Here is a 23660-nt window from a genome sequence, read left to right as displayed (position 1 = left end):
GCCGGCGATGGCGTTTCTCGATTAATGCAAATATTGGAATTATTCTGCGTATCAGAAAGAAATTGCAACAACTGGTTCGCCGCTGCAGGGTTCGGCCGGGAGAACATCATGACGATTTGTCTATATGGCAGCCCGATCAGCACCTTTGCCCGCAAGGTGGCGATCGGCCTCGAGCTGAAGAAGCTGGACTACGACCTGATCGACGCGCTGACGGCCGATCGCCGCGAGCAATTGCGACAACTGAATCCGAGGCTGGAAGTCCCGGTTCTGACCGACGGCGATCTCGTCATCGTCAATTCCGGCGACATCCTGCAGTATCTGGATTGGCGCTACCCTCAGTATCCGCTTTATCCGACCGCGATCGAGGAGCGCGTCGTCGCCCGGGCATTCGAACGGCTGGCCGACCAGCGTTTCGATCCAATCGTGGTGGATTGCTCGTATTGGCACTGGGCCGAACGGGAAGACGAGCCGCCGCCGGGCCTTCTGAACGCAGCCAGGAAAGATATCGACGTGCTGTTCGAGCGCCTCGAAACCATGCTGCTCTCCCGGCCCAAACCGTGGCCCTTCCAAACTCCCGGCGTTGTCGAGTGCGCCTGGTTTGCCAACCTCGCTGCACTACGGACGTTCGGCCTGGCGATCGATTCCGAACGCTTTCCGGCAGTGAAGAACTGGTTTGGCGCAATGCGCACGCACCCGATCTTTGTCGCCGATGCACAGCGCACCGGCACCTTTCTAAGGGACCTCAAGCACCTGACCCATGAGCGCAAGCGGCTGTTCTGGAGCGGCGATCGGCTGGAATGGCTGATCTCCCGCGGGTTCCATCAATGGCTTGTCGGCGAAATCGATGCCGGACGTGCCGTGTTTCCGGGATAAATCCGCGGCGACTAGGCTGCCGAAGTCTCGTCGGCCAGCCCGTAAACGCGTGCGGCCTTGGAGAAGCCGGCGACAGGAAACTCGCCAAGCTCGCTCCAGCCGCCGCGGCAAATTCCGGCAAAGCCTTCGGAGGCGACGACGGTGCGGCCGAGCTGGCTGGCGATCTTTTCGAGCCGCGCCGCGAGATTGACCGCAGGCCCGATGCAGGTGAAGTCGAGCCGGTTGCCGCCGCCGATATTGCCATAGAGAATGCGTCCGACATGCAGGGCGAGGCCGAAACGAAAACGTTCGACCGCGTCGCCAATCGGGTAATTCAGCTCGGCCACGCTGGCGCGGGATTCGTGGGCGGCCTCCAGCACATGCGAGCAGACCTGTTTCTCGTCGCCGACGTATTCGTCGATCGGGAACACCGCGAGCAGCCCGTCACCCATGTATTTCAACACGTCGCCGCCATGCTTCTTTATCGCGGCGACCTGGCAATCGAAATACTGGTTCAGAATGTCGACGACGGTCTCGGCCGGCAGCCGGTCCGACAGCGCCGTGAAGCCGCGCAAATCGGACAGCCAGATCGCTGCATTCATCGTCTCGGTATGACCACGGCGGATCTGTCCACCCATGATCCGCTCGCCGGCGCTGTTGCCGACATAGGTGTCCAGAAGACTCGCGGCCATGCGGTTCAAACTAAGGATCTCGACCACCCGCGCCAGTGGCTTTGCAAGGCTCCGCAGCGCCGCCAACTGTTCCTCCGTGAAGCCGCCCGGCTGTTTGGTGGTCCAGCTCGATGCGTTCACCGTGCCGCCGATGAAGGGCAGCGGCAGCGCGACATAATCGGTAACGCCTTCGGCGCGAAGGTCGTCGATGATTGGAAAACGCCTGCTCTGGGGATCATCGGGCCGGGCTCGAACTTCCAGCCCCTGTTGGAACACGATGATCAGCGGGCTGGTGTGAAAATCCGGTGACTGCAGGATATTGTAATCGACCGAACCGATCTCGACCTCGGCGCCTGGCTTCCAGATAAAGCTGCGCCCATAGATTTCGGGATGCAGGGTACGAACGAAGACGCCGACGCGCCACAGCGGCAAGCCGGCCGCGACCATTCGCTCGCAGCACTCGGCCATGAACCGGCTCGGGCTGGTCGCGGTTCGCCCGCCGTCGATCAGCCAGTCAGTCAGCTTCTGCACTTCTGCGATATTCATCACGCCGGTATTTGCCGCGCAACTCCGTGAAAGGTCAAGCGCGCTCCCGGCGTGACCCGACGACGGAGCTGCGCTAGCTTTACGATGCAAAAACAAGAGGAAACGTCAGTGCACGACATCATCATCGTCGGCGGCGGATCGGCGGGCTCGGTCTTGGCCCACCGGCTCTCCGCCAGGAGCGCCAACAAGGTCCTGCTCTGCGAAGCAGGCCAGGACACGCCGCCCGGCAACGAGCCGCCCGAGATCCGCGACAGCTATTCGGGGCTGGCATATTTCGATCCGCGCTTCCACTGGACCGAACTCAAGGTCACGACCCAAATCGTCAGCCACAACAACCCCGATGAAAGCCGCCCGCCGCTCCGCAAGTATGAGCAGGCGCGCGTACTGGGCGGCGGGTCCTCCATCAACGGCCAGATGGCCAACCGCGGCGCGCCGACCGACTACGCGGAGTGGGAGGCCCGCGGCGCCACGGGCTGGAACTGGAAGGACGTGCTGCCCTACTTCAAGAAGGTCGAGCGCGATCTCGATTTCGACGGGCCGTTGCACGGCAAAGACGGCCGTATCCCCGTCCGCCGCATTCCGCACCAGCATTGGACAGGGCATTCGCAGGCGATGGGCGAGGCCTGCAAGCTCGCCGGCTATGCGTTCCTGCCCGACCAGAACGGCGAGTTCGTCGACGGCTACTTTCCGGTGACGCACTCCAATCAAGACGAGCAGCGTGTCTCGGCTGCGATGGGCTATCTTGATCGCGAAACACGCAAGCGCGCAAACCTGACGATAGCGACCAACACGCAAGTCAAGGAGCTGCTGTTCGAGGGCACGCAATGCGTCGGCGTGAAGGCGCTGGTCGATGGCCGCGAACAGGAGTTTCGCGGTCGCGAGGTCATCCTTTCATGTGGCGCGATCCATTCGCCGGCGCATCTGTTGCGCGCTGGTATCGGACCGGTCGGGCACCTGAAGGAAATTGGCATTCCGGTCCTGATGGGCCTTGCGGGCGTCGGCCAGGGTCTGATGGATCATCCCTCGATCGCGCTGTCGTCTTTTGTCCGCCGTGCTGCGCGCATGAACGCGCACACCAGACGCCACATCCAGATGGGACTGCGCTACTCCTCGGGCCTTCCGGGAACGCCGGCCGGCGACATGTTCGTCGCCGTCCTCACCAAGTCGGCGTGGCATTCGGTCGGCGAGCAGATCGCCTCGCTGCTCACCTTCGTCAACAAGACCTATTCGGAAACCGGGCAGGTGAACCTCGCCTCAACCGACCCGCGCGCAGAACCAATTGTCCAGTTCAACCTGCTGTCCGACAGGCGCGATCTAGATCGCCTGATGAGCGGCTTTCGCAAGATGGCGGCGCTGCAGATGAGCGCGCCGCTCAAGGCCGTCACCGACAAGCCATTCCCGGCCTCGTATTCCGACCGCGTGCGCAAGATCGGTGTGGTCAACACCAAGAACAAGATCCTCACCGCCATTGCCGCAACGCTGATGGACGGGCCGGCCGCGTTGCGTCACGCCATGATCGATAACTTCATCGTCGAAGGTTTTACGTTCGAGCAGGTCATGCGCGACGACGAGGCGCTCGAAGCCTTCGTGCGCAAGGCGGCGATCGGCGTGTGGCACGCCTCCTGCTCATGCCGGATGGGCCGGGCGGACGATCCGATGGCGGTCGTCGACACGCAAGGCCGCGTTAAGGGCGTGCAGGGATTGCGCGTGGTCGACGCCTCGATCTTCCCGGTGGTGCCATGCGCCAACACCAATTTCCCGGTCCTGATGGCGGCGGAAAAGATCGCAGACGCCATGCAGTGAGAGAAAGCCTGGTCCTTACCCGCCGACCTGCCCGCGATGGCGCAGGAAATGATCGGCCAGCACGCAAGCCATCATCGCCTCGCCGACCGGCACGGCGCGGATACCGACGCAGGGGTCGTGGCGGCCCTTGGTCATGATGTCGGTGTCGGCGCCGGCGCGGTCGACCGTCTTGCGCGGCGAGAGGATCGACGAGGTCGGCTTCACCGCAAAACGCACCACAACCGGCTGGCCGGTCGAAATGCCGCCGAGCACGCCGCCGGCATTGTTCGAGAGGAAGCGCGTGCCGTTATTGCCGGTGCGCATCTCGTCGGCGTTTTCCTCGCCCGACAATTCGGCAGCAGCAAAGCCCGCGCCGATCTCGACACCTTTCACCGCATTGATGCTCATCATGGCCGCCGCCAGGTCGGCGTCCAGCTTGGCGTAGATCGGCGCGCCCCATCCTGCTGGCACGCCTTCGGCGATCACTTCGATGACCGCGCCAATCGAGGAACCGCTCTTGCGGATGCCGTCCAGATACTGCTCGAAGAAGGCGGACTTGTCCTTGTCGGGACAAAAGAATGGATTGCGCGCGATCTCGTCCCAGTCCCACTTGTCGCGATCGATCTTGTGCGGGCCCATCTGCACCAGCGCGCCGCGCACTTTTACCTCGGGCAGGATCTTTCGGGCGATGGCGCCGGCCGCGACGCGGGTTGCGGTCTCGCGCGCCGACGAGCGTCCGCCGCCGCGATAGTCGCGCAGGCCGTATTTGGCCTCATAGGTGAAGTCGGCGTGGCCGGGGCGAAACTTGTCCTTGATCTCGGAATAGTCCTTGGAGCGCTGGTCGGTGTTCTCGATCAACAGCGCGATCGGCGTTCCCGTCGTCACCTGCGCGCCGGACTCGGGATCGGGCATCACGCCGGAGAGGATTTTTACCGCGTCCGGCTCCTGGCGCTGGGTGGTGAAGCGCGATTGTCCCGGACGGCGGCGGTCGAGATCGTGCTGGATGTCCTCTGATGTCAGCGGGATCAGCGGCGGACAGCCGTCGACCACACAGCCGATCGCGACCCCATGGCTTTCGCCGAAGGTCGTGACCCGGAACAGATGGCCGAAGGTGTTGAAGGACATGGTGTGTCGTAACGCGGTGCCGCGCGGCGGTCAAACCCGTAGACCGTCATTCCGGGATGGTCCGAAGGACCAGACCCGGAATGACGGCGTTCATAGGTCCGCCCCTAACTATACTTCTTAAGCCCCCCGTCGCGGAACACGTAGACCGCGCCCTGCTCGATCATGAGGTCGGCGGCGCTGGCCGGCGTCTCGATACCGAGCGCCACCATCAACGCCCGCGCGGTGCCGCCATGGGCCACGGCGACGGTATCCGCGCGCACGGAATCGTACCAGTCGCGCATCCGGTGCTGCACCTCGGCATAGGTCTCGCCGCCTTCCGGCGCCATCGTCCACTTCGCTGTCAGCCGCTTGGCATAGAGCACGGGGTCGGCGGCCTGCATCTCGGCCAGCGTCGAGCCCTCCCAGACGCCGTAGCGGATCTCACGCAGGCGGTCGTCGAGCGCGTAGTCTTCCGGCGGAAGTTCTAGGGCGCCACGCACCAATTCCATCGTCGCCCGTGCGCGGCCGAGCGGGCTGGCGACGAACGGTAGCGCGAACTTGTCGCGGCCGTCCCGCTTCAGGAGATCGGCGAGGACATTGCCGGCGTGGGCCGCTTGCTTGCGGCCGAGATCGTTCAGTGGAATGTCCTGCGCGCCCTGCAGCCTGCCTTCCGCGTTCCACGACGTCTCGCCATGGCGGATGTAGTAGATCACGGGCGCAGGCATCGGACTTTACGGCTATTCCTTGGCTACCGAATTGGAGAGCGAGATGTCGGGCGCGTCGGGGCGCTTCATGCCGACGACGTGATAGCCGGAATCGACGTGATGAACCTCGCCGGTGACGCCGCGCGACAGGTCCGACAACAGATACAGCGCGCTGCCGCCGACTTCCTCGATGCTCACGGTGCGGCGCAGCGGCGCGTTGTATTCATTCCACTTCAGAATGTAGCGGAAATCGCCGATGCCGGACGCCGCCAGCGTCTTGATCGGCCCCGCCGAGATCGCGTTGACGCGGATGTTTTTTTCACCAAGGTCAGCGGCTAGATAGCGCACGCTGGCTTCCAGGGCTGCCTTCGCAACCCCCATGACGTTGTAATGCGGCATCCATTTCTCGGCGCCGTAATAGGTCAGCGTCAGGATCGAGCCGCCGTCGGTCATCAGCTTCTCGGCGCGCTGCGTGATCGCAGTTAGCGAATAGCAGGAGATCAGCATGCTCCTGGTGAAATTGTCCTGCGTCGTCTCGAGGTAACGGCCGTCGAGTTGGTCCTTGTCGGCGAAGGCGATGGCGTGGACCACGAAATCGATCTTGCCCCACTTTTCGCGGAGCACATCGAACACCGCATCGATCGTCGCGGCATCGGTGACGTCGCAATGACCCAGCAGGATACCGCCCAGCTCCTTGGCCAGCGGCTCGACCCGCTTCTTCAGCGCATCGCCCTGCCAGGTGAGCGCGATTTCCGCACCCGCGTCGTGGCATGCCTTGGCGATGCCCCAGGCAATCGAGCGGTTGTTGGCGACGCCGAGGATCACCCCGCGCTTGCCCTGCATCAGACCTGATTTTTGCGACATCCGGTTTCCAATCGAGCTTCCCTGTGGGGCTTGGAGGTACACCAGCAGTCCAGCGCGGTCGAGCCTAAATCGGCTCTCGGATTAACGCTGTTCCGGATCGGCCTCAATGGCTGGAATAGACGCGGCGATTGGGTGTTATGCTAGGTAAGGCGTTCGCGCCCGCAACTCTTGCAATCTGGTCCCGATGAGCGCGTTTCGTCAAAGTGTCGAAGCCATGATTCCGGCGCTCCGCCGCTATGCACGCGCACTCGCGCGCGATGCCGACATCGCCGACGACCTGGTGCAAGATACGCTGGTGCGTGCGTTGCGTTCCGAGCGGCTGTTTCTCGGCGGCGACGTCAGGAGCTGGCTCTATACGATCCTGACCAATTTGAACAAGAACCGGCGACGCTCGCTGGCGCGGCGGCCGCAATTCATGCCGCTGCTCGACAACAACCCGGACGCCAGCGGCACCGAGGCGGAGGGCCGCGACATTGCGCGGGCGCTCGCAACGTTGGTGGAAGAACAGCGCTCGGTGCTGCTCCTGGTGATGCTTGAAGGGCTGAGCTACCGCGAGGTCGCCGACATCCAGGGCGTGCCGATCGGTACCGTAATGTCCCGGCTTGCCCGCGCACGCGCGCATGTCAAAGCTTCGCTCGAGGGCGAACGCGCGGCGCTCAGGCGGGTGAAATGACGAAGGTGCACGAAACGCGTTACGCAGCAGATCAGGAATAGACAGAGACGACAATGACCGATCGCAACATTCCCGTCACCGAAGACGAGCTGCATGCTTACGTCGACGACGAGCTGCCGGCAGAACGCCGCGGCGACGTCGAAGCGTGGCTCGCCTCGCATCCCGACGATGCCGCGCGGGTGCGATCGTGGCGCGCGATGGCGGAAGCGCTGCATACCAGGTACGATTCGGTTGTCGACGAGGCGGTGCCGAGACGGCTCGAGATCGAGCGGCTGGTGCGACAGCCGCGCAGATGGGTGTACGGCGCGGTGGCGGCGACGCTGGCGGCGTTCATCGCCGGCGGCGGCATCGGCTGGTTCGCACGCGGCGCGGCGACTGCACCTTCGGCTTTCCAAAATTTGACGGTGCATGCGATCGAAGCGCACCGGCTTTACGTGGTGGAAGTGCGGCATCCCGTCGAGGTGCCGGGCAGTGAACGCCATCATCTGCAGCAATGGCTGACCAAGCGCTGCGGCTGGGTCGTCCGCGCGCCGGAACTGGCGGGGGCCGGATTGAAACTCGTCGGCGGACGGCTGTTGCCGGGTTCCGGGGGCCCAGCGTCCTTCATGATGTATGAGAGCGCCTCAGGCGAACGCTTCACGATCTACACCGCGAAATCGGACGCCGAGGCGACCCAAATGCGGTACGCGGCGGAAGGCAAGGAGAGCACCCTGTTCTGGGCCGACGACGGCGTCGTCTATGCGGTGGTGTCTACCGGCGCCGACAGGGGACGGCTGACCCAGATCGCCCAGGCCGTCTACGATCAGATGGAAAAGAAGGGCTGACCAGAAGCCCCCCGGGGGAGCTCAGTGGAACCCGGGGATCGTTGCGATCGGATCACGTGTTCCCGGATTGCGCTCCGCTTCGTCCGGGCTGCGGGCGGCGAAAAGCGACGAATTGGCAACACCCGCGCCGCTTGTCCAAATTCTGACATCGAAAATCTGGAATCAAAACACCGGTGCGTCTCATTAATGCACCGGGTGATCACGCGAAAATGAGCAGCGTTCGATCCGCCGATCGGCGCAAGCGGCCTCGATCGGGGTTTGGTACCGCGCTGGTCCCCCTTTCGAGGCCGCCCCTTTTCCGGGAAACCCTTTGTTTCCAGGAAAGAAATGCACCTTTTTGGAAACTCCCGCTCGGAACCCCGCTATTCAATTCCACGCAAAATTTGCGCCGCGAACCCGGCCGAATCAGCCGAAATCGCTGCGCGGATTGTACGGGTGGCCATCGCGCCACTTCTGCATCAATGCCTCAAGCTCGCTATCGTTCCCGTCGGGCAAAACAATCCGGGTGGTGACGAGCAAGTCCCCGGTTTCCCCAGGCTTGGGCAGGCCCTTGCCCTTGAGGCGGAAGGTGCGGCCGCTCGAGGTATTTTTCGGGATCGAGAGCTCTACCGCGCCACCCAGGGTGGGCACGCGGACCTTGCCGCCCAACACCGCCTCATAAAGCGTGATGGGCAGATCCAGGCGCAAATCGCTGCCATCGACCTTGAAGAAGGGATGCGGGGCGATGCTGACCGTAATCAGGAGATCGCCCGGCGGGTGGCCCGGCGCGGTTTCGCCCTGCCCCTTTAGCCGGATCTGCTGACCGGCGGTGACGCCTGCGGGGATCTTGACGTTGAGCTCCTTGCCGGTCGGCAAACGGACGCGCTTTTCCCCGCCCTTGACCGACTCTTCCAGCGACACCGTCATGGTGACGTTCAGATCGAGATCGAGGCCGACTCCACCGGTGTCGAATTCAAAGGTTCGGCCGCCGCCGGCACGTCCGCTCCTGGCTGCGCCGCCGAACATGCTGTTGAGGATGTCCTCGAAGCCCGCGCCGCCCATGCCGCCGGGGCCGCCCCCGCTGCGGAAAGTGTAGGATTCGAAACCGCCTCCACCGGCTCGGCCGCGCGGGTCGCCGGAAAAGCCGCCACCAGGAAAACCTTGGAAGCGCGGCTTGCCCTCGGCATCGATCTCGCCGCGATCGAACTGCTTGCGCTTGTCCTCGTCGCCGATGATCTCGTTGGCGGCGTTGATCTCGGAAAATCGCGCCGCAGCCTTCGGATCGTTCTTGTTGTTGTCGGGGTGATGCTTCTTGGCGAGCTTGCGGTAGGCACTCTTGATCGCCGTAGCGCTGGCGCCTCGCGGCACCCCCAAGACCTCATAGGGGTCGCGCATCCGTCACGTCTCCTTCACGGAAATTCGGTTCTTGAAGCTTAGGGCAATTCGCCCGCTTTGGCTTCATCTGGGGAGCCAGTTGCATTTTTGCAACTACCATGTCGCTTGAAGTCGATTTGAGGCGTTATCCCCTCGTCCACGGCTTAATTGTATGGATTTCCCATCTACCGTGGCCTGCCTTGCAGGCGGCGCCCTGCAGCCAGCTTTCCGAGCGGCCGTTGACGTAGCTCGCCAGGAAATCCCGGCAGGTGCGCCCATCTTCCGCAGAATAGGCCTGCGACAGCGGCGTCACCGAGCCGCGCGCGCCGGTCTCCGGATTTTCCCAGGGTTGGCTGGAATCCTTGTCGCCCTTGGTCAGCACGTCGGAGGCGGCGGTGCGGGCAAAGGCGAGATCGCTCTCGGTCGGCACCGGCGATTGCTTGCCCAGTGCACCCGTGACGTCGGCACCGTTCATCTTGGCGTAGGCATCCGGGCGCGAGAGGCTGCAGCCGCCCGAGCCGAGACCGATCAAAATCAACGTCATCACAGCGCCCCTCGGCCCGATCGCCGATAGGCCAACGCGTCCCCATGCCCTATATAGGGCGTGCCCGTATCGGGGCTGCAACGCGTTCTGGGACGCGAGGGTACGCAACTGGGACTCCTGACATGACGGACACGACCTCCATCAAACACCCGACACCGTTAACATCGGGTGATTTTACCGCGGCCGAGGAACCGTTTGCGCTGTTCGCCGAGTGGTTTGCGGAAGCCGTGAAGTCCGAGCCGAACGATCCCAACGCGATGGCGCTGGCGACCGTCGATGCCGACGGGCTACCCGACGTCCGGATGGTGCTGATGAAGGGCTATGATGCGGATGGTTTCGTGTTCTACAGCCACATCGCCAGCCAGAAGGGCCGCGAACTCGCCGCAAATCCTAAGGCCGCTTTACTATTTCACTGGAAGTCGCTGCGCCGTCAGGTGCGCGTCCGCGGCACCGTGACGCCGGTGACGAACGAGGAAGCCGATGCCTATTTCGCGACGCGTCCGAAGCAGGCACAGATCGGCGCCTGGGCCAGCAAGCAGTCGCAGCCGCTGGAGAGCCGCTTCGCCTTCGAGCAGGCAATCGCCAGGGTCGCGGCCAAATACGTCATCGGCGAAGTGCCGCGCCCGTCCGGCTGGAGCGGTTGGCGCATTAAACCCCAGCGTTTCGAATTCTGGCACGACCGACCGTACCGCCTGCACGACCGCATCGAATTCCGCCGCGATGCGCCGTCACAGGCCTGGAGCAAGGTGCGGCTCTATCCCTGACGCTAAACGCACGCGACGACGTTCAAAGTTGAAAGACCTGCATGCCCGCTCCATCCAATGCGCCACGGCGCACGCTGCTTCTGACCGGTGCCAGCCGCGGCATCGGCCATGCCACCGCGATCCGGTTCTCCTCGGCCGGCTGGCGCGTCATCACCTGTTCGCGGCACGCCTTCCCGGAAGTCTGCCCGTGGGGCGCCGGCCCGGAGGATCACATCGAGGTCGACCTCGGCAGCCATGACGACACCGTGCGCGCGATTTCCGAGATTCGCAGGCGGCTGGAGAACGACGAGTTGCACGCGCTGGTCAACAATGCGGCGATCTCGCCGAAGGCGCCGGGCGGCGGGCGGCTCGGCACCATGGACACCGATGTCGAAACCTGGAACCACGTCTTTCACGTCAACTTCTTCGCGCCGATCATGATCGCGCGCGGACTGCTCGAGGAGTTGAAACACGCCAGGGGCGCGGTGGTGAACGTCACCTCGATCGCGGGCTCGCGCGTGCACCCGTTCGCGGGCGCGGCCTATGCGACGTCGAAGGCGGCGCTTGCCGCGCTGACGCGCGAGATGGCGTTCGATTTCGGCCGCGTCGGCGTCCGCGTCAACGCGATCGCGCCCGGCGAGATCGACACCTCGATCCTGTCGCCGGGCACCGAGAAGATCGTCGAGCAGCAGATTCCGATGCACCGCCTCGGCACGCCGGACGAGGTGGCGAAGATCATTTACGTGTTGTGCACGGAAACCAGCTCTTACGTGAACGGCGCCGAGATTCACATCAACGGCGGCCAGCACGTGTAGTGCATGACGTGATCTTGTAGGATGGGTAGAGCGCAGCGAAACCCATCAACCGGCTCGCGATGAAGCGATGGGTATCGCTTCGCTCCACCCATCCTACGCTACGTCGCATGCTTGCCGTTCACTCCGCGCAAAACTTCCGCTGTGCAGTGCGCAGAGCAGTCGCCGCAGCGACGTTGAACGTGCTCGAACACTCATCCTCGTTCTCGCCGTCCGCCAGCACAGCACCGCAGTGCCGGCAAAGCCGCGTCGAGAACGCCTGCGCCTTGCCAACGCTGCGGCTCTGCTGATAGCGGGCCAGGTCGATGACGTTGCGTGGCGACATTATAAGTTTCTCAACCATGGGATCCTCGCGGCCTGAGAGACGCGTTATCGCAGACAAGTTTCGACCATTCGTTCAGTCCACTGCTCAAATTTTAGCGGTGGGATTGAGTCGATCTTTCGCACATCGGGAACCGCACGGAACTGTGATTCTACAGCCACTTCTTCCATCTGAAGAACAAGTACGGCAGCACTGCTGCCATGAGCATCATGAGCAGCGCCATCGGATAGCCGTGCGCCCATTCGAGTTCCGGCATCACCTTGAAGTTCATGCCGTAGACCGACGCGATCAGGGTCGGCGGCATCAGCACCACCGCCATTACGGAGAACAGCTTGATGATGTTGTTCTGTTCGAGATTGACGACGCCGAGCATGGCATCGAGCGTGAAGGTGATCTTGTTGGAGAGGTAGGAGGCGTGGTCGGTCAGGGAACCGACGTCGCGCTGCATGGTCTTGAGCTGTTCGCGCATATCCTTGGACCATTTGACACCCTCCACCACCGCCGACAGGAAGGTGACGACACGGCCGATCGAGACCAGGCTCTCGCGGATCTTGGAGACCAGATCCCCCTTGCGCCCGATCGCGATCAGGATCTGCGAGTATCGCTTGGCCTGACCATGGCGTGCGCTTTCGGGCTCGAAGATGTCGTGCGAGACTTGGTCGACCTCGGCGCCAGCGCGCTCCAGAATGTCGGCGCAGCGGTCGATCACCGCGTCGAGCAGTTCCATCAGCACCATCTCGCCCGATATCCCGGGCAGGCAGGAGCGCGCCAGCTTGTGCTCAACGAGCGCAAACGGCTTCGGCTCGTCGTAGCGCACCGTCACCAGACGGTGACCGGCGAGAATGAAGGTGACGGCCGTGGTCCGCGGCATATCGGTGTCGGATTGGCACATCAGCGTAGCGGTCATGTAGCGGGCGGCGTTCTCTATATAGAGCCGGCTGGAAATCTCGATTTCCTGCATGTCCTCCCGGGTCGGTACTGCAATCCCGGTCAGCCGCTCGACCGCGCGGTCCTCCTGCCCCGTCGGGTTCAACAGGTCGATCCAGACCGCATTGTCCGGCAATGCTGCCGGGTCCACATCCGGGAGCTTCTTCAGGGTAGATTCGAAGGGAACAAACACCGAAAACATAGGCAACTCCGGAACCGGTAGACATCCCACCCAGCGGCACTAGACCCGATTCTGGCAAGTGCTTCATGACCCGCGCATTAACCGGCGTCGATATTTATGGCAGCGGGGTGGCGGCGGCGCGGCCGCGATTTGGCCCCTGCGCCATCCCTGCCCAGAAATCAACCGGAAGCCGCAAAACTTGCGGCATAAAAGCCACAGCCAGCCTTCCGCAGCGCAGAATGGACATGCAAATGCTGGCATGTCAGCCGGCTTTTGCAGATAATGAGATTAATGGAATCGTCGCGTTTGAGGCGCAAGATTGTGGCTTGCGAACGCCTGACTTTCGATTGGAAGTGTACCATGTCGTCGCTGAAAGTAATTTTGGGGCTGCTCGCCGCCGGCCTTGCGTTGTCCGGCTGCATGCCGGCAACCACCTATCAAGCTGCCCCTGAAGCCACCCTCAAGCCGAACGACAAGGCCCAGCTTGCCAAGGCGCGCTATGCCGCGGTCAAGCCCCCGGAACCGTTCCGCCGCGCCATCGTCGACTATCACCGCAAGGAACTGCCGGGTACCATCGTCGTCGATTCCGACAACCATTACCTCTATCTGGTCCAGGACGGCGGCAAGGCGATCCGCTACGGCGTCACCGTCGGCGAGGAAGCCCTCGCATTCTCCGGCATCGCGCGCGTCGGAAACATGGCGGAATGGCCGAAATGGACGCCGACCGCCGACATTCACAAGCGTATCGAAGGCCTGCCGGCCTCGGTGCCCGGCGGCGTCGACAATCCGCTCGGTGCCCGCGCGCTCTACCTGTACCAGGGCAACCGCGACACGCTGTTCCGCATCCACGGCACCAACCAGCCGGAATATATCGGCGCCTCGATCTCGTCGGGCTGCATCCGCATGACCAACGAAGACGTCATCGACCTCTACAGCCGGGTGAAGACGGGCACCGTGGTCGTCGTGCTCGAACCCAAGCAGGGTGACTCGCCGTTCAATTCCAAGATGGCGCTGCAGGGCGGCGGCAACAGCAGCTCGATGGCGCAGTAGCCGACGCCGGTTACACTGCAGTGGAAGATCAAGAGCGCCGGTTTTTCCGGCGCTTTTTCGTTGCGGGCTTGTCCTCGCGCGCCGGCTCGGCCTTTTCCGATTTCTCGCCATTCGATTCAGCGTCCGGCTTGGCCGCATCGGGCTTCGCACCAGACTTGTTTGCATCAGGCTTGTCAGACCTGTTCGCGTCGGATTTGGCGTCGTCGGGTTTGGCGGCGACCTCGCGCGGCGGCGCTTCCTCGGGCCGTTCGGCCGGCAATAGCGGCGCTCTCTGCGGCAGCGGGTCCCAGACGTCCCATTGGCAGATCCGGTAATTGCCGCGCCGCTCCATCAGATCGAGATGGATGTGGTCCTCGTGGTACCAGTCCGAACCAGGGCCGAGCACGGTCGAGAACCGCGTGCAGGCGGAGTGCAGCACGGTCTCGCGCAATTTCCGCGGCACGGTCCGGTCGGTTAGCGAGATCGAGGTGCCATCGGTGAGCTTGAAGGCGCGCACGTCGAGCGCGTTGGCGCGGCCGTGCTCGGAGAGTTTTGCGCCGACGATGCGGTTACGGCCACGGCACTCGAACGAGTCGAAATTGTCGAGATCGGAGACGGTGCTGCCGAGGCGCTCAGCGAGCGGTGCGATATCCTTGCGGATCCACTCTGCCAGCGCAGACGCCATGGGACAACGCAGGATCGCCGCCGGCTTCACCGACACCCGCCGCTTGTCCGGCAGCACGATCGCCTCGAGCCGCACCAGATCCTCGCCGCCGCAGCCGTTGGCGCCGCGGATGTCCGGGATGCTGGGCGCAATGGCGACTTCGTCCGTCAGCGCCAGGCGGCACGCGGAGGGTTGTGGCGTGGGCTGCGGTGCAGGCGCCGCCTGCTCCTTGGCCTTGTCTTTCTCAGGCGACGCCTGCTCCTTCTCGGCCGGCTGCTCAGGCTCGGCAGACGGCGCCTCAGCGGGACGCGGCCTCGGCAGCGGCACAGCCACACGGCGCGCCTTTGCTCGCGGACGTGGTTGTAAATGCCTGAATAGGTTGTCCCACGGCGCGGCGTGCGAAGCCTTTGCCGCCCAGGCCGGCTCGACTGGCATGCCAATCAACAGCGCGGCCGCGGCAGCGGTAACCATTGCCGCTGCAATGCGGCCAAAGGTGCCATTAGCCCATTTTCGGCTTGCTTTCTGCGCGGTAAAGTTCATTTCAATTCCATGAACTTAACCCCGATCCGCCAGCAATGTTCGCGGATCGTGCGGCAATAAAACAACCATCGGAGGAAAGTGCGTATGCTCGGATTGATGCAAGATTGGCCTTTGCTTTGCCATCGGATTATCGAACACGCGGCGAAGTATCACGGCACGCAAGAGGTCGTCACGCGGTCGGTCGAAGGCCCCATTCATCGCACCAATTACGCCGAAATTCATGCACGCGCGCTGAAAGTATCGCAACGGCTCGACCGCGACGGCATCAAGCTCGGTGACCGTGTCGCCACCATCGCCTGGAACACCTGGCGCCATCTCGAATGCTGGTACGGCATCATGGGAATCGGCGCGATTTGCCACACTGTCAATCCGCGGCTGTTCCCCGACCAGATTGCCTGGATCATCAACCACGCGCAGGACCGCGTGGTGATCACCGATACCACCTTCGTGCCGATCCTGGAAAAGATCGCGGCCAACCTGCCGAGCGTCGAGCGCTACATCGTGCTGACCGACAAGGCGCATATGCCGCAGACCACGCTGAAGAACGCGGTCGCCTATGAGGATTGGGTCGCGGAAGCGGACGGCAAGTTCACGTGGAAGGATTTTGACGAGAATACCGCGGCCGCGATGTGCTACACCTCGGGAACCACGGGCGACCCCAAAGGCGTGTTGTATTCGCATCGCTCCAACGTGCTGCACGGGCTGATGGCCAACAACGTCGACGCGCTCGGCACCAGCGCCGCCGAGACCATGCTGCCGGTGGTGCCGTTGTTCCATGCCAATAGCTGGGGCATCGCATTCTCCGCGCCTTCGATGGGCACCAAGCTCGTGATGCCCGGCGCCAAGCTCGACGGTGCTTCGGTCTATGAACTGCTCGACACCGAGAAAGTCACCCATACCGCCGGCGTGCCGACGGTGTGGCTGATGCTGCTGAACCACATGTCGGCCAACAATCTGAAGCTGCCCCACCTGAAGAGCGTGGTATGCGGCGGCTCGGCGATGCCGCGCTCAATGATCAAGTCGTTCGTCGACATGGGCGTGCGCGTGCGCCACGCCTGGGGCATGACCGAGATGAGCCCGATCGGAACCGTGGCCGCGCTGAAGCCGCCGTTTGCCGAACTCACCGGCGAGGAGCGGCTCGACATCCTGCAGACCCAGGGCTACCCGCCGTTCGGCGTCGAGATGAAGATCACCGACGATGCCGGCAAGGAACTGCCGTGGGACGGCAAGACCTTCGGCCGCCTCAAGGTAAGTGGGCCCGCGGTCGCCAAGGGCTACTTCAAGGTCGATACCGACATCCTCGACGAGGAAGGCTATTTCGACACCGGCGACGTCGCCACCATCGACCAGCACGGTTACATGCGGATCACCGACCGCTCCAAGGACGTCATCAAGTCCGGCGGCGAATGGATCTCATCGATCGATCTCGAAAACCTCGCGGTCGGCCACCCGGCGGTCGCGGAAGCCGCTGTCATCGGCGTCTACCATCCCAAATGGGACGAACGTCCGCTGCTGATCGTGCAACTCAAGGCCGGCCAGCAGGCAAGCCGCGAGGACATCCTGAAATTCATGGATGGCAAGATCGCGAAATGGTGGATGCCCGATGACGTCGTCTTTGTCGACGGCATCCCCCACACCGCAACCGGCAAGATCCTGAAGACCGCGCTGCGCGAGCAGTTCAAGAGCTACAGCTTCCCGAACGCGGCGGCGTGACGCGAAGCCTGGGCTCGATTCAAAGAGGCCGCCTTCCGGCAAAGCGGGAGGCGGCCTCTTCCTAAAAAATCTTACTCAAGCGGGGTGCAACACGCCCGCCCAGGATCAGCGCGAGAGCGCCAGCGCGTCGAGCCGTCGCTGCGCGTCGGGTTCGCCCCATTCCTTTGCCCGCTGATACCAGATGCGGGCCTGCGCGACGTCCGCCAGCGGGCCATCGGCACCCATCTGCCTGAGCCGCGCCGGATCGTAGGTCGAGCCGACGAGCAGCGCCGCGCGCGCATCCTGCGCTTCCGCCCCACGCATCAGCACCAGCCGCGCCGACTGCACATCGCCGGCGGCGAGCAGGTCCTGCCCGCGTTTGATCAGGGCAGCGATCTCCTTCGGATCGAGGCTTCGCACGACTTCCGCCTGCTGGCCGCACGGCTGGCATCGGCGGCGCGGCCGCGGCCATGGCGACCGGCGGCGGCGGTATAGCGACTGGCGCTACAGCAACCGGCGCGGCAACGACCGGGGCTGGCGCGGCAACCGGCGGCGCAGCGACAGGGGCCTTTGGCACAGGCGCCCAGGTCAGTCGCGTGGAGGTGCCGGTGAGCGCCACGCCATTGCCGTCACGTAGCTCCGCCGTCACCAGCATCTGGCCGGTGAAGCCATCCGGCGGAATGACCGAAACGCCGGAAATCTCCGTCGCCGACACGCGCCACTCGCTCGGACCGACACGCTTGCCGGATGTGAGCCGTGCGCCGGCAGTAAGTCCATTGATGGATACGTAGGCGTCGGGCGGCGGAGAGCCGACGTGGATCCCGAGCGGCACGGGATCGCTGGTGAACCCACTGCCGTCCTGTACGGCCAAGGTCGCCGTACGCCTCGCTGGCTGCGGCTGCGGCGCCGGAAGCACCGACGATTTCACCGACTGCCAGGCGGCTGAGAGCGACGCATTATCCTGGTTGGCCGGGCGCTGCGACGACGGAATGGCCATGACCAGAAGCATCGCGATGCTCGCTGCGATCGCCACGGCGATCGAGAAACGGATGACCTGCTGGAACAGCGCGCGGCGTCCCGACAGGTCGCGGAGCACGGATGGCGCTTCGACCGGCGCGGTCTCCCTCGCCTCCTGCATGGCCTGGGCCACGGCTTTGGTGAACATTTCGGAATCTTGGCGGCGCGCGGGCTTGCTGAAGGGCTGCAAGGGCGGTCCTTCCGTTGGCATTCGCGGACGCCAGCCATCGTCGTTCTGCATCAGCATCGTGCCCGGTTGATCGCTGCTCGTCCGTTCCCTCTGCTCACGCGGCGCATAATATGCCGGATCGTTCGGGCCGACATATCGTTCGTGCTTTGCATCACTCATACTGAACACTCGCCCTCATGGGGCCTTCCGCCAGCCCCGCGGACGTATGCCGATTGCGCCCTATGCGATCCTAGAACTCCGGGGGCGCAACCGCAATTTTTTTGCGACTCCGCCCGCAACAAGGACCAAGAGTTGAGATCATCCTGCAGCGCTTCCGGCTGACGCCCACCGTTTCCCCTTGGCTGGCGTTCGCCGGTGTCCCGTGCAGGACAGTCCCGTGTTGCGGCAAATACGACAACCAGGCGGCGAGAGGTAGACGAAAATTGGACCAACTTCAATGTACAACTAATAATCAATTTACAGGGATGGTTACCCATGAGGTTGCTGCACGCAGCGCATTTGCCCGATTAGTATCGCCTGCAAACTTGAAATTCGCGCCACGCCGTGGTCTCAAGCTTGCGAGTTTGCAGCCGGCCCGCCGGCCACACAGATTTCAGAAACCCGGCAGATTCACCGATGGCCCGAAGGTTTTCCTCTCCTTACCAGTCGGAGCCCGTGTCCAGCCTCGCCACCTGGTCGCGCAACCTTGCCATCTTCGCCGTGGTCGCGGTGGTGGTCTCGATCATCATCGTCCGCTTCGGCTTCCTGGAGGTAAAACCCGCGCTGGCGACGTTCTTCGGCGCGCTCGGTTTGGCTGTGCTTTCGATCCTGGTCGGCCTCGCCGCCTTTGCCGCAATCTGGCAGAACGGATCGCGCGGCATGGGCCGGATCGTGCTGGCGTTCCTGATCAGCGCCCTTCTGCTCGCCTACCCGGCCTACCTCACCCTGCAATATCGCAAGCTGCCGCCGATCCACGACATCACCACCGATCCGATCGATCCACCGCGCTTCGAGGCGCTGGCGCGGCTGCGCAGCGGCGAAGGCGCCAACTCCGCGGTCTATGCCGGACTCTATTCGGCCGAGCAGCAGCGGATCGCCTATCCCGACATCGAGACCGTGGAGCTCGAAGTACCGCCGCAGCGGGCCTATGAGGTGACGCTGGCGCTGGTCAACAAGCGCAAATGGCTCGTGATCGACGAACGGCCGCCGCAGCCGCCACGCCGCATCGGCCGCATCGAGGCGGTGGCGCGAACGCCGATCATGGGATTCCGCGAGGACATCTCGATCCGCATTACCCCCGACGGCGACGATTCACGCGTCGATATCCGCTCCTCCTCGCGCTATTTCGAAAGCGACCTCGGCAGCAACGCCGCCCGCGTCTCAAAGCTGATCGAGGACATCAACGCCGCCGTCGACAACGCCAAGCCGGCGGCGCCGAAGAAGCCGCAGACACCGGCCAAGGCCCAGGCAAAGAATGTAAAAAAATGACGCGTCAGCATCATCCCGGGGCGCGCGAGGCGCGAACCTCAGGTGCGCAATTGCGCACCGGGGGATCTCGAGATTCTCAGGGGCGCAAGGGCACGCCCCATAGTTCGACACTTCGTGTCGCCCCGGAATGACGGTGAGAGCTCAAGCCAGCCGATACGTCCCGCCGATCACCGGATCGCCATCGGTCGCCACGATCCCGCGGGCGACCAGATCTTCCAGATGCGCCAGCACGGAATAGCCGGCGGCATTCGTCAGCCGCGGGTCGATACCGATATAGATCGCGCGCACCATGGTCGGGATGTCGGCCTCGCCCTTGGCAAGCCGATGCAGGATCGAGGCCTCGCGGGCCTGGCGGTGCCGGGTCAGGAAACGGACGTAACGCGGCCCTTCCGGAATTTCCGGCCCGTGGCCTGAAAAATACAGATCCTCCTCGCGCACTTCCAGCCGCGCCAGCGAGGCCATGTAGTCGCTCATCGATCCGTCCGGCGGTGCGACGATCGAGGTCGACCAGCCCATCACGTGGTCGCCGACGAAATTGATCTTTCGCTCGGGCCAGGCGAACGCCAGGTGATTGGCGGTGTGGCCGGGGGTTGCGACCGCCTCCAGCGCCCAGCCCCGCCCTTCGATGACGTCGCCGCTCTTGACCTCGATGTCGGGCCTGAAATCGCGGTCGGCGCCGGATTCCGGATTGTGCTTTTCGCTCTCGAAGCGTGGCCGCGAGGCGCGGTGCGGCCCCTCGGCATAAACGGGCGCGCCGGTGGCTGCCTTGATCCGCGCGGTGTTCGGCGAATGGTCGCGGTGGGTGTGGGTGACGAGAATATGCGTCACCGTCTCGCCGCGCACGGCGTCGAGCAACGCCTTGGCATGCGCATCATCATCGGGACCGGGATCGATGATCGCGACATTGCCCTTGCCCACGATGTAGCTGACCGTGCCGGTGAAGGTGAACGGGCTCGGGTTATTGCAGAGGACACGCCGCACGCCGGGACGCGGCTCATCGACGACGCCGGCTCGAAGCGGAAAGTCGCGGTTGAACGGGATGTCGTCGTTGTCGGCCATGCGGAGTTCCTACCATCACTCCCGTCATACCCCGCGAAGGCGGGGTATCCGGTAATCACTGACGTTCGAGAAGAAACGAACCGCCGCGGCGTACTGGATCGCCCGCCCCAGTGCGCAATTGCGCACAAGGCGGGCGATGGCGGCATAATGTGGGGCTACTTCTGCGCGCCCCTCACACTTTACGAAAACGCCTGTATCCCCGTGATGGCGCGGCCCAGGATCAGGGCGTGGACGTCGTGGGTGCCTTCATAGGTGTTCACGGTTTCCAGGTTCGCGGTATGGCGCATCACGTGGTACTCGATCTGGATGCCGTTGCCGCCGTGCATGTCACGCGAGACCCGGGCGATGTCGAGCGCCTTGCCGCAATTGTTGCGCTTGACGATCGAGATCATTTCCGGCGCCATCTTGCCCTCGTCCATCAGGCGGCCGACCCGCAATGAGGCCTGAAGGCCGAGCGCAATCTCGGTTTCCATGTCGGCGAGCTTCTTCTGCACGAGCTGCGTTGCCGCTAGCGGCCGGTTGAACTGCTTGCGGTCGAGCGTGTATTGCCGCGCGCGGTGCATGCAGTCTTCCGCTGCACCCATTGCACCCCAGGAGATGCCGTAGCGGGCGCGGTTGAGGCAGCCGAACGGTCCCTTCAGGCCTGATACGTTGGGCAGCAGAGCGCTCTCCGGCACCACCACGCCGTCCATCACGATCTCGCCGGTGATCGAGGCGCGCAAGGAAAGCTTGCCGCCGACCTTCGGCGCCGACAGGCCCTTCATGCCCTTCTCGAGAATGAAGCCGCGGATCTGGTTGTCATGCGCAGCCGACTTGGCCCAGACGACGAAGACGTCGGCGATCGGGGCGTTGGAAATCCACATCTTGCTGCCGCTGATGCGATAGCCGTCCGACACCTTCTCGGCACGGGTCTTCATGCCGCCGGGATCGGAGCCGGCATCCGGCTCGGTCAGGCCGAAGCAGCCGACCCACTCGCCGGTGGCAAGCTTCGGCAGGTATTTCTTGCGCTGGTTCTCGTCGCCATAGGCGTAGATCGGGTACATCACCAGCGACGACTGCACCGAGTTCATCGAGCGATAGCCGGAATCGACCCGCTCGATCTCGCGCGCCACCAGGCCATAGGCGACGTAGCTCGCGTTCGCGCAGCCATATTCTTCCGGCAGCGTGACACCGATCAGGCCGAGCTCGCCCATCTCGTTGAAGATCTCGCGGTCGGTCTTCTCTTCCAGATACGCGTTGATGATGCGCGGCAACAGCTTGTCCTGCGCATAGGCACGCGCGGTGTCGCGGATCATGCGTTCGTCTTCGGTGAGCTGGTCGTCGAGCAGGAACGGATCGTCCCACTGGAAGGAAGCCGCCGCCGGCTTGTCCTTGGCTTGAGGGCGCACGCTCATGAAAATCCCTTTCGCATCATTGTCCTCATGTAAATTGTCGACAAATTAATGCGCTATCGGCAGAAGCGCAAATGTTTCACCACGTCATTCCGGGGCATGCGAAGCATGAGCTGTGGGGCGCCCCTTGCACCCCTGAGAATCTCGAGATTCCGGATATGGTGCTAGCGCACCATTCCGGGAATGATGACTACTCCAACTTCTCGTTGGAAACGATCTCGATGCCGAAACCGGATAGCCCCTTATAGTCGTGCACCGACGAAGTGAGATTGACGATCGAGGTGATGCCGAGATCGCGCAGGATCTGGGCACCAACGCCGACTTCACGCCATTGCCGGTGCCTGTCCGCCTCTGCTGTTTTCTGTTCGCCGACCGGCTCGACGGGAACTCCGGCCGCGCCGTCGCGCAAGTAGACCAGCACGCCGCGGCCGGCCTTCTTGAAATGGTCCAGCACGACCTGCATCCGCGCCTGGCCGGTGAAGAGATCCTTGACGATATTGGGCTTGTGCAAGCGCGTCAGCACGTTCTTGCCGTCGCCGATCCCGTTGTAGACGAAGGCAGCATGCGCGATCTCGTCGAATGGCGAGCGATAGGCATAGCCCTGCAGCGGACCGATCGGGCTGTCGGTGGTAAACGTCGCGACCCGCTCGATCAACTTTTCGCGCGCCTGACGGTAGGCGATCATGTCAGCGATTGTGACGTGCTTGAGCTTGTGGGCGGCGGCAAATTTCGTCACCTGCTCGCCCTTCATCACGGTGCCGTCGTCGTTCATCAATTCAGAGATGACGCCGACCGGCGGCAGGCCGGAAAGCTTGCAGAGATCGACCGCCGCTTCGGTATGGCCGGAGCGCAGCAGCACGCCACCGTCGCGGGCGATCAGCGGAAAGATATGACCGGGCCGGGCAAAATCATTGGCGCCGGCGTTGGGATTGGCGAGCGCGCGGCAGCAGGAGGCGCGCTCCTCCGCCGAAATGCCGGTGCCGCCATCGGGTTTGTAGTCGATCGAGACGGTAAAGGCGGTGGTGTGATTGGACTCGTTATGCGCCACCATCGGATCGAGCCGCAGCCGCCTGGCGTCGTCGGTGGTGATCGGCGCGCAGACGATACCGGAGGTGTGGCGGATAATGAATGCCATCTTCTCCGCGGTGCAGAGCGAAGCCGCAACGATCAGATCGCCCTCGCCCTCGCGATCGTCATCGTCGGTGACGACGACAAGTTCGCCTTTGGCAAAGGCTTGCAGAACTTCCTGGATGCTATCGGCCATTTCTCAAAATCTCGCCAAATCTAGCTAGCTTCAGCCAGTGCATTAGCCGGACTCCATGGCCGGCGCCAGCGTCAATACGCAGGGCAGGCCGCTGCCGGCGGGCGCGAAGCGGCCATGCTGCGGCGGTGCTGAAGCGGGATAAATTGTCGACGATTTCCGCCCGGTGGCATCGGCCGGTTTCGTCCCGATCAGGCGTAGATATGCCGCCTTGCCGGAGAAGTCAGCCCGCGGCGCCCGTCTTTTGCCGCTAGCATGCTGATTTTTGTTTAGATCGATTTGGCCGCAGACGCGCTTCACCTCTCCCGCTTGCGGGGTCGAGACGAGCGAAGCTCGCTCTTAGGTCGGCGCGAAGCGCCGGGTGGGGGGTCTTTCCACTCAGGCAGTGTCGCCCGCGGAGACACCCCCACCCCAACCCTCCCCCGCAAGCGGGAGAGGGAGCGCACCT

24 protein-coding genes are annotated in these 23660 nt (G+C 63.5%); 11 read left to right on the top strand and 13 right to left on the bottom strand.

Features of this window, described 5'->3' with window-relative positions; genetic code table 11:
- Positions 1-108: 108 nt before the first annotated feature.
- The gene (locus V1278_RS13300) at positions 109-873 is read left to right on the top strand and encodes a glutathione S-transferase family protein (RefSeq protein ID WP_334364202.1); all 765 of its coding nucleotides are present in this window, start codon (positions 109-111) and stop codon (positions 871-873) included.
- A gap of 11 nt (positions 874-884) precedes the next feature.
- Here the strand turns inward: V1278_RS13300 and V1278_RS13295 are convergent, their stop codons facing one another.
- On the bottom strand, positions 885-2069 hold the full coding sequence (locus V1278_RS13295) for an adenylate/guanylate cyclase domain-containing protein (RefSeq protein WP_334368980.1): 1185 nt from the start codon (positions 2067-2069) through the stop codon (positions 885-887).
- A gap of 108 nt (positions 2070-2177) precedes the next feature.
- Here V1278_RS13295 and V1278_RS13290 point away from each other — a divergent pair, with 108 nt between their 5' ends.
- A complete protein-coding gene (locus V1278_RS13290; RefSeq protein WP_334381041.1) occupies positions 2178-3872 on the top strand; it encodes a GMC family oxidoreductase in 1695 nt (564 codons plus the stop codon).
- 15 nt (positions 3873-3887) lie between these two features.
- Here V1278_RS13290 and aroC read toward each other — a convergent pair whose 3' ends face one another.
- The 3 genes from aroC to fabI form a co-directional block, all read right to left on the bottom strand.
- A complete protein-coding gene (gene aroC / locus V1278_RS13285) occupies positions 3888-4976 on the bottom strand; it encodes a chorismate synthase (protein ID WP_334364203.1) in 1089 nt (362 codons plus the stop codon).
- Between the two features lie 104 nt (positions 4977-5080).
- On the bottom strand, positions 5081-5680 hold the full coding sequence (locus tag V1278_RS13280) for a histidine phosphatase family protein (protein WP_334381040.1): 600 nt from the start codon (positions 5678-5680) through the stop codon (positions 5081-5083).
- Positions 5681-5692: 12 nt separating this feature from the next.
- On the bottom strand, positions 5693-6523 hold the full coding sequence (gene fabI / locus V1278_RS13275) for an enoyl-ACP reductase FabI (protein ID WP_334364205.1): 831 nt from the start codon (positions 6521-6523) through the stop codon (positions 5693-5695).
- 184 nt (positions 6524-6707) lie between these two features.
- Here fabI and V1278_RS13270 point away from each other — a divergent pair, with 184 nt between their 5' ends.
- Both V1278_RS13270 and V1278_RS13265 read left to right on the top strand, forming a co-directional pair.
- Positions 6708-7196 (top strand): RNA polymerase sigma factor, encoded by a 489-nt coding sequence (locus V1278_RS13270; RefSeq protein WP_027537716.1) that lies wholly within the window; start codon positions 6708-6710, stop codon positions 7194-7196.
- A gap of 53 nt (positions 7197-7249) precedes the next feature.
- Positions 7250-8020 carry an anti-sigma factor family protein gene (locus tag V1278_RS13265; RefSeq protein ID WP_334364206.1) on the top strand — a complete coding sequence of 257 codons (771 nt, stop codon included), beginning with the start codon at positions 7250-7252 and terminating at the stop codon, positions 8018-8020.
- 405 nt (positions 8021-8425) lie between these two features.
- Here the strand turns inward: V1278_RS13265 and V1278_RS13260 are convergent, their stop codons facing one another.
- Together V1278_RS13260 and V1278_RS13255 are read right to left on the bottom strand one after the other, a co-directional pair.
- Positions 8426-9394 carry a J domain-containing protein gene (locus tag V1278_RS13260; RefSeq protein WP_334381039.1) on the bottom strand — a complete coding sequence of 323 codons (969 nt, stop codon included), beginning with the start codon at positions 9392-9394 and terminating at the stop codon, positions 8426-8428.
- A gap of 124 nt (positions 9395-9518) precedes the next feature.
- Positions 9519-9917, bottom strand: coding sequence for an RT0821/Lpp0805 family surface protein (locus V1278_RS13255; protein ID WP_334364208.1), 399 nt, complete (start codon positions 9915-9917; stop codon positions 9519-9521).
- Positions 9918-10039: 122 nt separating this feature from the next.
- Here V1278_RS13255 and pdxH point away from each other — a divergent pair, with 122 nt between their 5' ends.
- Positions 10040-10681 (top strand): pyridoxamine 5'-phosphate oxidase, encoded by a 642-nt coding sequence (gene pdxH / locus V1278_RS13250; RefSeq protein WP_334381038.1) that lies wholly within the window; start codon positions 10040-10042, stop codon positions 10679-10681.
- 41 nt (positions 10682-10722) lie between these two features.
- Entirely contained in the window at positions 10723-11475 is a 753-nt protein-coding gene (locus V1278_RS13245) for an SDR family NAD(P)-dependent oxidoreductase (RefSeq protein ID WP_065748956.1), read from the top strand.
- A 118-nt stretch (positions 11476-11593) separates the two neighbouring features.
- Here V1278_RS13245 and V1278_RS13240 read toward each other — a convergent pair whose 3' ends face one another.
- Together V1278_RS13240 and V1278_RS13235 are read right to left on the bottom strand one after the other, a co-directional pair.
- Positions 11594-11815 (bottom strand): hypothetical protein, encoded by a 222-nt coding sequence (locus tag V1278_RS13240; protein ID WP_334381037.1) that lies wholly within the window; start codon positions 11813-11815, stop codon positions 11594-11596.
- A 130-nt stretch (positions 11816-11945) separates the two neighbouring features.
- Positions 11946-12923 carry a magnesium transporter CorA family protein gene (locus V1278_RS13235; protein WP_334381036.1) on the bottom strand — a complete coding sequence of 326 codons (978 nt, stop codon included), beginning with the start codon at positions 12921-12923 and terminating at the stop codon, positions 11946-11948.
- Positions 12924-13262: 339 nt separating this feature from the next.
- Between V1278_RS13235 and V1278_RS13230 the strand changes: the two genes are divergently transcribed.
- On the top strand, positions 13263-13952 hold the full coding sequence (locus V1278_RS13230; protein ID WP_057843542.1) for a L,D-transpeptidase: 690 nt from the start codon (positions 13263-13265) through the stop codon (positions 13950-13952).
- Positions 13953-13980: 28 nt separating this feature from the next.
- Here the strand turns inward: V1278_RS13230 and V1278_RS13225 are convergent, their stop codons facing one another.
- The gene (locus V1278_RS13225) at positions 13981-15135 is read right to left on the bottom strand and encodes an extensin family protein (RefSeq protein WP_334539452.1); all 1155 of its coding nucleotides are present in this window, start codon (positions 15133-15135) and stop codon (positions 13981-13983) included.
- 84 nt (positions 15136-15219) lie between these two features.
- Between V1278_RS13225 and V1278_RS13220 the strand changes: the two genes are divergently transcribed.
- Positions 15220-16848 (top strand): fatty-acid--CoA ligase, encoded by a 1629-nt coding sequence (locus V1278_RS13220; RefSeq protein ID WP_334381034.1) that lies wholly within the window; start codon positions 15220-15222, stop codon positions 16846-16848.
- Between the two features lie 105 nt (positions 16849-16953).
- Here the strand turns inward: V1278_RS13220 and V1278_RS13215 are convergent, their stop codons facing one another.
- A complete protein-coding gene (locus tag V1278_RS13215) occupies positions 16954-17247 on the bottom strand; it encodes a hypothetical protein (protein ID WP_334381033.1) in 294 nt (97 codons plus the stop codon).
- A gap of 188 nt (positions 17248-17435) precedes the next feature.
- On the opposite strand from V1278_RS13215, the gene V1278_RS13210 reads away from it, so the two are divergent.
- The 3 genes from V1278_RS13210 (at position 17436) to V1278_RS13200 (ending at position 19501) form a co-directional block, all read left to right on the top strand.
- Entirely contained in the window at positions 17436-17618 is a 183-nt protein-coding gene (locus V1278_RS13210; RefSeq protein WP_334381032.1) for a hypothetical protein, read from the top strand.
- 51 nt (positions 17619-17669) lie between these two features.
- Positions 17670-18104 carry a hypothetical protein gene (locus V1278_RS13205; protein ID WP_334381031.1) on the top strand — a complete coding sequence of 145 codons (435 nt, stop codon included), beginning with the start codon at positions 17670-17672 and terminating at the stop codon, positions 18102-18104.
- 545 nt (positions 18105-18649) lie between these two features.
- Complete coding sequence (locus V1278_RS13200) at positions 18650-19501, top strand: DUF1499 domain-containing protein (RefSeq protein WP_334381029.1); 852 nt, start codon at positions 18650-18652, stop codon at positions 19499-19501.
- Positions 19502-19642: 141 nt separating this feature from the next.
- On the opposite strand, the gene V1278_RS13195 is transcribed toward V1278_RS13200, so the two are convergent.
- From V1278_RS13195 to ribB, 3 genes are all read right to left on the bottom strand, one after another.
- Entirely contained in the window at positions 19643-20560 is a 918-nt protein-coding gene (locus V1278_RS13195) for an MBL fold metallo-hydrolase (RefSeq protein ID WP_334381028.1), read from the bottom strand.
- Positions 20561-20739: 179 nt separating this feature from the next.
- The gene (locus V1278_RS13190; RefSeq protein WP_065748963.1) at positions 20740-21954 is read right to left on the bottom strand and encodes an acyl-CoA dehydrogenase; all 1215 of its coding nucleotides are present in this window, start codon (positions 21952-21954) and stop codon (positions 20740-20742) included.
- A 187-nt stretch (positions 21955-22141) separates the two neighbouring features.
- The gene (ribB, locus tag V1278_RS13185) at positions 22142-23215 is read right to left on the bottom strand and encodes a 3,4-dihydroxy-2-butanone-4-phosphate synthase (RefSeq protein ID WP_334381027.1); all 1074 of its coding nucleotides are present in this window, start codon (positions 23213-23215) and stop codon (positions 22142-22144) included.
- Positions 23216-23660 lie beyond the last annotated feature (445 nt).

It is taken from the genome of Bradyrhizobium sp. AZCC 1577, from assembly GCF_036924575.1.
Taxonomy (GTDB): Bacteria; Pseudomonadota; Alphaproteobacteria; order Rhizobiales; family Xanthobacteraceae; genus Bradyrhizobium.
This window is presented reverse-complemented; position numbering and strand designations above follow the sequence as displayed.

Excerpts from the sequence above, each read along its gene's own strand:
- V1278_RS13300 (WP_334364202.1), top strand. The coding sequence starts at position 109 with ATGACGATTTGTCTATATGGCAGCCCGATCAGCACCTTTGCCCGCAAG.
- V1278_RS13295 (WP_334368980.1), bottom strand. The coding sequence starts at position 2,069 with ATGAATATCGCAGAAGTGCAGAAGCTGACTGACTGGCTGATCGACGGC.
- aroC (WP_334364203.1), bottom strand. The coding sequence starts at position 4,976 with ATGTCCTTCAACACCTTCGGCCATCTGTTCCGGGTCACGACCTTCGGC.
- V1278_RS13280 (WP_334381040.1), bottom strand. The coding sequence starts at position 5,680 with ATGCCTGCGCCCGTGATCTACTACATCCGCCATGGCGAGACGTCGTGG.
- fabI (WP_334364205.1), bottom strand. The coding sequence starts at position 6,523 with ATGTCGCAAAAATCAGGTCTGATGCAGGGCAAGCGCGGGGTGATCCTC.
- V1278_RS13270 (WP_027537716.1), top strand. The coding sequence starts at position 6,708 with ATGAGCGCGTTTCGTCAAAGTGTCGAAGCCATGATTCCGGCGCTCCGC.
- V1278_RS13265 (WP_334364206.1), top strand. The coding sequence starts at position 7,250 with ATGACCGATCGCAACATTCCCGTCACCGAAGACGAGCTGCATGCTTAC.
- V1278_RS13260 (WP_334381039.1), bottom strand. The coding sequence starts at position 9,394 with ATGCGCGACCCCTATGAGGTCTTGGGGGTGCCGCGAGGCGCCAGCGCT.
- V1278_RS13255 (WP_334364208.1), bottom strand. The coding sequence starts at position 9,917 with ATGACGTTGATTTTGATCGGTCTCGGCTCGGGCGGCTGCAGCCTCTCG.
- pdxH (WP_334381038.1), top strand. The coding sequence starts at position 10,040 with ATGACGGACACGACCTCCATCAAACACCCGACACCGTTAACATCGGGT.
- V1278_RS13245 (WP_065748956.1), top strand. The coding sequence starts at position 10,723 with ATGCCCGCTCCATCCAATGCGCCACGGCGCACGCTGCTTCTGACCGGT.
- V1278_RS13240 (WP_334381037.1), bottom strand. The coding sequence starts at position 11,815 with ATGGTTGAGAAACTTATAATGTCGCCACGCAACGTCATCGACCTGGCC.
- V1278_RS13235 (WP_334381036.1), bottom strand. The coding sequence starts at position 12,923 with ATGTTTTCGGTGTTTGTTCCCTTCGAATCTACCCTGAAGAAGCTCCCG.
- V1278_RS13230 (WP_057843542.1), top strand. The coding sequence starts at position 13,263 with ATGTCGTCGCTGAAAGTAATTTTGGGGCTGCTCGCCGCCGGCCTTGCG.
- V1278_RS13225 (WP_334539452.1), bottom strand. The coding sequence starts at position 15,135 with ATGAACTTTACCGCGCAGAAAGCAAGCCGAAAATGGGCTAATGGCACC.
- V1278_RS13220 (WP_334381034.1), top strand. The coding sequence starts at position 15,220 with ATGCTCGGATTGATGCAAGATTGGCCTTTGCTTTGCCATCGGATTATC.
- V1278_RS13200 (WP_334381029.1), top strand. The coding sequence starts at position 18,650 with ATGGCCCGAAGGTTTTCCTCTCCTTACCAGTCGGAGCCCGTGTCCAGC.
- V1278_RS13195 (WP_334381028.1), bottom strand. The coding sequence starts at position 20,560 with ATGGCCGACAACGACGACATCCCGTTCAACCGCGACTTTCCGCTTCGA.
- V1278_RS13190 (WP_065748963.1), bottom strand. The coding sequence starts at position 21,954 with ATGAGCGTGCGCCCTCAAGCCAAGGACAAGCCGGCGGCGGCTTCCTTC.
- ribB (WP_334381027.1), bottom strand. The coding sequence starts at position 23,215 with ATGGCCGATAGCATCCAGGAAGTTCTGCAAGCCTTTGCCAAAGGCGAA.